8 protein-coding genes are annotated in these 7,666 nt (G+C 64.7%); 4 read left to right on the top strand and 4 right to left on the bottom strand.

Annotated features, from left to right (window positions below; all coding sequences use genetic code 11):
- From BMW90_RS24355 to BMW90_RS24345, 3 genes are all read right to left on the bottom strand, one after another.
- The coding region (locus tag BMW90_RS24355) for a hypothetical protein (protein ID WP_074840175.1) at positions 1-996 on the bottom strand (996 nt) is incomplete at its 3' end.
- The gene (locus tag BMW90_RS24350; protein WP_139211542.1) at positions 986-2,932 is read right to left on the bottom strand and encodes a hypothetical protein; all 1,947 of its coding nucleotides are present in this window, start codon (positions 2,930-2,932) and stop codon (positions 986-988) included. The genes BMW90_RS24350 and BMW90_RS24355, both read right to left, overlap by 11 nt.
- Before the next feature lie 128 nt (positions 2,933-3,060).
- A complete protein-coding gene (locus BMW90_RS24345) occupies positions 3,061-3,369 on the bottom strand; it encodes a hypothetical protein (protein WP_074840171.1) in 309 nt (102 codons plus the stop codon).
- A gap of 611 nt (positions 3,370-3,980) precedes the next feature.
- On the opposite strand from BMW90_RS24345, the gene BMW90_RS24340 reads away from it, so the two are divergent.
- The 4 genes from BMW90_RS24340 to BMW90_RS24325 all read left to right on the top strand — a co-directional run bounded on the left by BMW90_RS24340 (position 3,981) and on the right by BMW90_RS24325 (position 7,094).
- Entirely contained in the window at positions 3,981-4,394 is a 414-nt protein-coding gene (locus BMW90_RS24340; RefSeq protein ID WP_074840168.1) for a hypothetical protein, read from the top strand.
- Between the two features lie 430 nt (positions 4,395-4,824).
- Positions 4,825-5,157 (top strand): helix-turn-helix transcriptional regulator, encoded by a 333-nt coding sequence (locus BMW90_RS24335; protein WP_074840166.1) that lies wholly within the window; start codon positions 4,825-4,827, stop codon positions 5,155-5,157.
- A gap of 1 nt (position 5,158) precedes the next feature.
- Entirely contained in the window at positions 5,159-6,451 is a 1,293-nt protein-coding gene (locus BMW90_RS24330; RefSeq protein WP_074840164.1) for a HipA domain-containing protein, read from the top strand.
- Positions 6,452-6,803: 352 nt separating this feature from the next.
- Complete coding sequence (locus BMW90_RS24325) at positions 6,804-7,094, top strand: hypothetical protein (protein WP_074840162.1); 291 nt, start codon at positions 6,804-6,806, stop codon at positions 7,092-7,094.
- 194 nt (positions 7,095-7,288) lie between these two features.
- On the opposite strand, the gene BMW90_RS24320 is transcribed toward BMW90_RS24325, so the two are convergent.
- A complete protein-coding gene (locus BMW90_RS24320; RefSeq protein ID WP_074840160.1) occupies positions 7,289-7,657 on the bottom strand; it encodes a hypothetical protein in 369 nt (122 codons plus the stop codon).
- Between the last annotated feature and the right edge of the window lie 9 nt (positions 7,658-7,666).

The following is a 7,666-nucleotide window of genomic DNA, read 5'->3' as shown; positions in this document are numbered from 1 at the left end:
GTACGGTCGAGCAGGTCCAGAGCTGCTCAGAGCCCGAATGCTGCCTCTCCGCCACACAGAATGAGGCAGAACCCAATTAAGGGCTACGCGACACCAGGGCTCGCGCACCAACTCCTCCCCGAGGCGCCAGGAGGAGATGTCGCCACTCCGCGGCGGCACGTTGAGCGTCACCGCGAGAATGGCCGCCGTCGCGCGGGCGGTTTCCGCCTTGGCCCGCCAGTCGGCATGGTCGTCGGCCCGGTCGAGTTCCCGAACGATGGCCCGGACCACCTCCGCATAGCCGCCCTTCGCGTAGAGCGCCTCGATGCGCGACTGCTTGAGTTTGGGCGTGCGCCGCGCCTCCCGCAGACAGCTCATCTGGACCGACCGCAACCCCGCGACGGCATCCGGATCGACGCCGCCATGCGCCGCAAGGCTCACCAGGCCCCCGAGGTAGCCGGCGATCGTCGCGGGCCTCAAGCCCTCGTCACGGAAGCTCCGCGCCATCTCCCAGCCCAGCAGCCAGCCGATACGCGGCGGACAGGTCAGGCCGGGCAGCAGCACCGCACAGCGATTGACGGAGGCCACATGCCGGCGCAGCGTGCTGTCGCCGATCGGGGCCTCCTGGAGCGCGGGCAGCAGGGCGGCCCAGTGTGCCGGCCAGTTGCGCGGTTCGGTGCCGCGATTAGGGTGCGCAGAGCCTTTCGCCCCGGTCCCCGAGGACCGGGCACGATAATAGCCCTTGCGCAGTCCCCGGCCCTCGGCAAGGCAGATCCCCGGCGCGTGGCGCTCGAGCATTCTCAGGAGCAGGCCCAGGGCGGACTCGTTGCCGCAGGCCGCCACGAAACTCGCCCGCGAGGGCAGGTCCGGATCCTCCTCGCGGTCCGCCAGCACATCGAAGAACCGCGCGACCGCGGTGATCGCGCCGGGGGGCAGGTCGGCCCGGGCCGCCATCATCCGGTCGCGCACGGGAACAGGGACGCGTTTCAGCCGCGCCCGGGCAATATCATCGCGCATCGCGCAATCTCCTTGTCAGTGTCTTGAAGAGGTCCGGGTGCTCGGCGAGGATCGCCGCGCGCGCCTCCCGCGCCGCCGCCTGCCCATCATCGCGCCCGTAGTGCTTGCGCGCCGTGCTTTCGAGGATCCCCAGGATCGAGGAGGTGAACGCATGATCGCCCGGCCGGAGCGCAAGGCAGAGCAGCGCAACCACGTGGCGCATGCGATGCGGCGTCTCATGCACGCCGAGCGCTTCCGATGCGTCCCGCCACAGATCCAGGAACGCGCTTGGCGAGTAGCTTCCGCGCAGCAGCACAACAGGATCGCCTTCGTCCTGCGACGGCAGGGCGTTTCCCGGGAAGAGGTAGATGTTGTCCGGGTCGAGACCTTGCAGGTCGATCAGCCTCGGCCGTCCGTGGTCGAGCCAGGCTCGGAGGATCTCCGCATCGGCGCCGACCACATCCACGTTGACCCAGGCATCGTTTTTGATTTCCCAGGGCGCGAACCGGAACGTCAGGAGGGTCTCGTTCGGCGACGTTCGCAGCAGGTTCGCATGCGCCTCGCCTGAGGAGGCGATCCGGGTGTGGCGCAGGCAGGTCGTCCGCAGCGGCCGCGACATCTGGAGCGCGTAGGCTGCGGCACCCGCGAAGAGGCGCAACGCCGTCACTTCCCGGGCCTCCTTCTTCGAGCTGACCGCGGCGTCGAGGGCCCGCTGTGCGGTCTCCGCGATCCGCGTCGGCGCATTGGCCCAGACCGAGGCGAGGTCGGGGCATTGCCGCAGCTTCCCGGCGATCCGGTCCACTTCCATGATGACGGCACTGGACTTCGAAGCCTTCCGCTTCGTGCGAGGGGCGTCGTAATGCTTGGTCTTCAGGAGCGTGATCACCGCCGTGAGACCGGCGTCCTCGAACCCGTGCCGCGCCAGGGTGATGAGCCGCGTCAGTCGCGTCTTCAACGTCGTCGACTCCAGCCCGGCCTTCAGGTCAGCCCCGGAATCGGATCGCGCGAGCTGCTGTGCGATGGCGGCCTTTACGATCTCGAGATCGAAGAGCTCACGCACGTCCTTCAGGTGCTGCGCATCCCGGCCACTGTCTTCCCAGGCCCGCACCAACCAGGTGACAGCCTGGCGATACCCGTTTCGCGCCGCCGTCGGCTTGCCGATGTCCCGCCCCTCCTGCAGGGCCTGGATATCGGCTTCGGCCGCGACCGCTTCAGGGTCTTCTCCAGCCTCGATCCGCGCGAGCATCCTGTCAGCCAGGTCCTCACTGTCGGCGAGACAGGCATCGGCCAGCGCCTCGAAGGAGGCCCGGAACGGCGCCGGCAGGGCGTCCCAGTCCATCCGCCGCGCCCTGGCGGATCCGGCCGGCGGCATCAGATCGATCTCGGGAAGAAACTCCCGGATCGCCGGCAGGGTATTCGAGACGCCCTTCAGCGCGTTCACGAACGCGACCGTCTTGCGCAGGCTCTTGCGATCATCCGCGGAGATCTCGCGCCCGATCCGGTCGATCTCGGCCTGTGTCAGCGCCTCCGGCGCGCAGTTTGCCCGGGCCCGCAGGATGGCCAGGCTGCGGTGCCGGCCCGTGTTCCAGAGCGCGCCTGAGCCCGGAACGCCCTCCTCGGCCTCGATCAGTGCCATCAGCTGCGTGTACCGCTGTCGATGCGCGGGCGTGGGCGGCGGAAGGAGCGCCTTCGATTGCAGGAACCGCCGGAGAGCGGACCGGATCCGGGAATCCGCCCGGCGTCCGTTGCTCTTCATGTTCCGAGCCCGGCTGACCAACGCATAGCCCTGCCCGGCGACGGTGGTCTCGAAGAACCGCATGTCGGCCGGCAGCGTGGCGATATCGTGATCGAGCATGCCGAGCCGTGCCGGGACATAACGGATGGCCCGGACCGTGTCGGTTCCCTCTTCGTGTACGACGGCCCAATCCAGCAGGTCCCGGAATGTATGTTGGGTCATGTCCATCTCCTTGTCGGGCCACCCTGCGGCCCCTCATGATGAGGGGGCCGGAGGGTGGCCGAACTGGAGATAGGGAAACGTCCGCCCACACCTGAAACCGGTGCGCGTGGCGATCGCGGCGCGATACGTCAGGCGGTAACGAATGGCTGCCGACGATACAGATCGGAAACGCAGTTCTGGAGCGCCGCGATCCCGAGCGTGCGCAGCTCCTCGGGGATTTCGGCCTCGAATGCCAGATCGCTCAGCGCCTGTGCTGTCTCGCCGAGGGACCAGTCCGGGTTGGCTTCGACCCGCCAGATCTGATCGCCATGATAGACCGCGACATGCCCGGTCAGCACTTCGGTGGTCAGCTTCAGGGCCGGCTCCTCTCCGCCGTCGAGAATGTTGATGAGGATCATGCCGAAGGGGCTTATGAAGCTGGAGATGTAATATGCCATGGTGGCCTCCTTGCGTCTGCGGGACCACTGCGGCTCCGCTTCTGCACAGAACATCGACATGCAGGCGGTCTCGCGGAAATCGGAATGGCTAATTTCTTCTCAACGCGTTGATATGGATATGTTCTTTCCATCCTCTTTCTTGTGAAAGGCAAAGCAGACCAGACGGATCCTGCTCTCTGGCGATCCTGAGGGGCCATCGGATTGCTGGCCCGGAACGGGCGAGATGCGTCGCGTCGCGCTCTTCCATGAGGAGCACCCTCTATCGGGCAAGGTCCCGGGAACCTCGGCGGATCGACACGTGAAACCGAACATCGACCTCAACGCCGGTTGCGCGGGTCTCGTCGACTCTCCGTTTCACATCAGATGTGGTCGCGACAGGCTCTGAGGACGTTCAGACCCCCGCCATAGGGACGCGGAACTATTTCGAGGGTTTCTTCTTCGTCTCGGCCGCCAAGAGCCAATGTCGGCGGCATCGACACAAACGGCGTGGAGATCTCGGGTGCACGACATCGGAACCGGCATTGCCATGGAGGACCTTCTCGGTGCGCCGCTTATCATCGGCCGGGAACCCTCGAACCCTGTAACAGAACAAAGCCGCGAGAGCTGGTCCAATGGGTGCTGAAGCCCCGCCGCGCTGCAGGCTGCAGTTCGCGCGACAACGTCGTCTCAGTGTCTATCCCGATGCGTTCGGCATGGAGCAGGATATCTGCGACGTCACCATGTGGCTCGTCACGAAGTTTCGCACCCGCTTCGTCCATCTCTGGATTGATCGCCACTACACCCATCAGGGTCGCCAGATTGCGTCTCTTCAAGCAATGACCTGGGACAAGCAGCCAGATCGCCTGACCCCGTACGCAACAGATGCGTTCCTGGCCCTGGGCTACGAAATCGCCGACACCGGGGCCGACACTTATGCTCATCAGAACTGCGACGGGCAGCATTCGAGACACGAAGTGTTGAAAGCCTATGGTCGGATCGAGGGTGCGTTGGAGAAATGGCGCCCGAAGCCGCGTAGCCACATGTGAGTGGTCGCTTGGTTGCCGGTGCCATTGCCGCACACGCCTGGCGGTTCGCCGCGAAAGTCCGCGCTTGCCGTAACTCTCGGATCTCGCAACACGCCCATTGCTACAGCGCGGCTTCCCCACACCGGACTTCCCAGGCATCGCGCAGCATCGTGTACGAGACCGAGGTCGGGTACCCAGTTAGGCTGGTCGAGGAGTCGTAGCCAATTTCCTTCAGCTGCGCCTTACCTGATGTTACCGAGCGGGATCTTTATGGGGGGATGGTTCGCCTGCTTCGCACATATGTTCCTGAGCAGGAACATATCGCCAAAATATCGCACCAACTCCGTATATGTTCCCGACCGGGAACATTCGACCTTGTATTGATGCGACAAAACCATATGTTCCCGAGCGGGAACATCAGTCTCTCTGGCCAATCAGGCGAGGTCCTGCCATGAGCAACAACGATCAGTCGTCCGCCATATCGCAACCGGATCAGCCCGGTGCCGATGATGCGCGCCGTTTCGGTCTGATGGTCCGTGCCAGGCGCAAGGCACAAGGGCTGCGCCAGGAGGATTTGGCCAGCGCGACCGGCGTGGGCCGACGTTACATCGTGGACATGGAAAACGGGAAGCCGACCCTGAGGATTGGCCCGGCCCTGATGATTGCGCGCTTCCTCGGTATCGTGCCGATGGTTGAGCACGCGTTGAGGGCGCCGCAAGACAGTAATCTTCCCGACATCATCCCCGAAGATCTGCCCGACGACTTGCCGCCGTTGGAGGACTGAGATGAAGATCTTTTACGAAAGCCGGGAAGTAGCCGAAATCGCGCCGGGCAAGGACGGGGCGGCGACGCTGACCTATAACACGGACTGGCAAGGGACCCAGGGCGCCTTCCCGGTGTCGACAAGGATGCCTCTCGAGGTAGCGCGCCATGGGGCTGGCGAGGTGCTGCCGTGGGTGGCGAACCTGCTGCCGGAAAGCCGACAGCTCGAAATGGTGGCCCGCGCCACCGGAGCCTCTCAGGCCGACCCCCTCGCGCTGCTTGCCAGCATCGGGCGGGATACTTCCGGAGCAATATCCTTCTCCGAGCGGGGCTTCACGCGAATGACCACCCGGGAGGTGCCCGACGAGGCGGCACTCGAACGGATCATCCAGGACTTGCCGCAGAAGCCATTCCTCGTCGGTGAGGATGGTGTCTCCATGTCCCTGGCCGGTGTCCAGTCCAAGATCGGCGTGCACGTCGGCGAGGAGGGCATGATCTCGATCCCCGTCGAAGGCGCGCCGTCGACCTGGATCCTGAAGCCGGATTCGGGGAGCCTGCCTGGCAGGGTCTATAACGAGGCGCTGTGCCTGCGCTTGGCGCACCTCGTGGGGCTCGCCGCGCCGGAGGTGCGCTTGGGGCGCGCCGGCGAGCGGCGGTATCTTCTGGTAAAACGCTACGACCGGCGGCAGCAGGGTGAGAATTGGCGCCGCCTGCATCAGGAAGACATGTGCCAAGCCCTGGGGCGTCTGCCGAGTGCGAAGTATGAGCGCAACGAGACCGGGCAGCGCGGCCCCACGGTCCGCGATATTGTCGGCCTGATGCGCTCGCTAGATCCGCTGCGCGGCGTGTTGTCGATTTTCGACTACGTGATTTTCAACGCCATCGCCTGCAATACCGACGCCCATGCGAAGAACTATTCGGTCATGGTCACGGCCTCCGGCGCCCGTCTGGCGCCGATCTATGACGTGATGTGCGCCAAGCTTTGGCCGGACATCACCAGCAAGCAGGCGATGTCGCTCGCGACGAAGTGGGAAGGCGATTACTTCAAGGGCCGCCACTGGCAGCGAGAGGCCGCACTCCGTGGCCTGAACCCCACGTCCGCGCTGCGTCGCGTCGAGATACTTTGCAAGGCGACCATGAAGCATTTGCCACAGGCGGTGGAGGAGGTCATTGAGATGGACCCCGACGCCGAGCATTGGGTGCGTGAAGTGGAAAAATACATAACGGAACGCGCGACCTTCCTGATCAAAGGCCTTGCCGAGCAGGACCCGGAGGCGACCACATGGGCGCGGGCGCGCCTCGATTCGGTAGGCTGATGCTCTCTGTAGCAGCCCGCACCGCGGCGCAGCTTAGCAGGCTTGACTTGAATAGGCCGCTGACAGGTAGCTTTTCAAAATCCTTCTTCGCCGACCTGATGGCGAAGCAAGCCAAAAGCGGTCCTTGGGCGGTGTCACAGCGAAAGACCGCTGACCACCCTATTAGGCGGCACTCGCGATCAAGGCGATTCGCGCTTCCCGGCAGTCCCTTGCCGGTCCCGGAAACTGATCCGGGCGGCAAGCAAATGCCGCTCCGACCGGTATGCCAAAAAAGCGGAATCGCGTTTTTGGGCCCTTGGAAAACGTTCCATTTCCTCGGCAGGAGACAACTTCCGAGGAAAGGATCCACCCGATGAACAAGACTTACCACTGCAAGCAGTGCCGCAGCCAGGACGTGAATTTCTATGCCAAGGCCGTCTGGTGCTGGGAGGCTCAGGACATGGTGCTGGAGTATGGCATTCACGACCGCATCGCAGACTGCTGGGAGTGCGAAACCGAGGTCGATGCCGTGGTACGCACGGAAGATGGCCTGCCGTTGAGCGAACGGGACCTCTTCGAGGGCGAAGTCTTCAGCCAGCACCTTCGGCTCAAGATGGCGGCACGCGATAAGGCGGAGAACAGGGCGGAACACGCGCAGGCCTGATGCCGAACGCCAGGTTTGCCGGCGCCTTCCCGTCAGGTCGGGATGCCGCCGGACCTGCGGGAGGACCGAGGTTCAACGCGTGCTTGTGATGCAGCGAGGTGGGGACCTCCGCATACCGCAGGCGCCATGACACTGTCCGACCACCCCGAAAGCGCCCGTTCTTGAAACCGACGATGGGCATCGTTACGGAGGCGTCACGGGCCATTCTCGCCACGCGACCGACGACGTCGGATCGCCTTCAGTCGCTCGTGGTTTGTCGGCGGCGCCCCGAATACGAGCACATATGGCAGCGCCGGCACCCAGTTGGCGGGCCTTGTTTCGAACCCGAGATCGCTCAGAAGGACCCGGGCAGCTGATTTCAAGTGGTCCCTGGTCTCCGCGGACCAGTCATTCTCGAAGCCCACGTCCACGGCGACCGCGCCACAGCGCCCGCGCAACACGGACGCGACGAGAAAGACCGGTGCGAGGGTCGGGTGATCGTGTTCGAGATAGGCCCGCACCAGCCGGAGGGCCGTCGCGACTGCGCCTGCATGGAGGTCGAGGTCCGGGTCGGACGTCCTCATGGGTCATTC

The organism is Marinovum algicola (genome assembly GCF_900109145.1).
In the GTDB taxonomy this organism is placed as follows: Bacteria; Pseudomonadota; Alphaproteobacteria; order Rhodobacterales; family Rhodobacteraceae; genus Marinovum; species Marinovum algicola.
The sequence above is the reverse complement of the archived record's forward strand: the minus strand, read 5'-3'. Positions and strand labels throughout refer to the sequence as shown.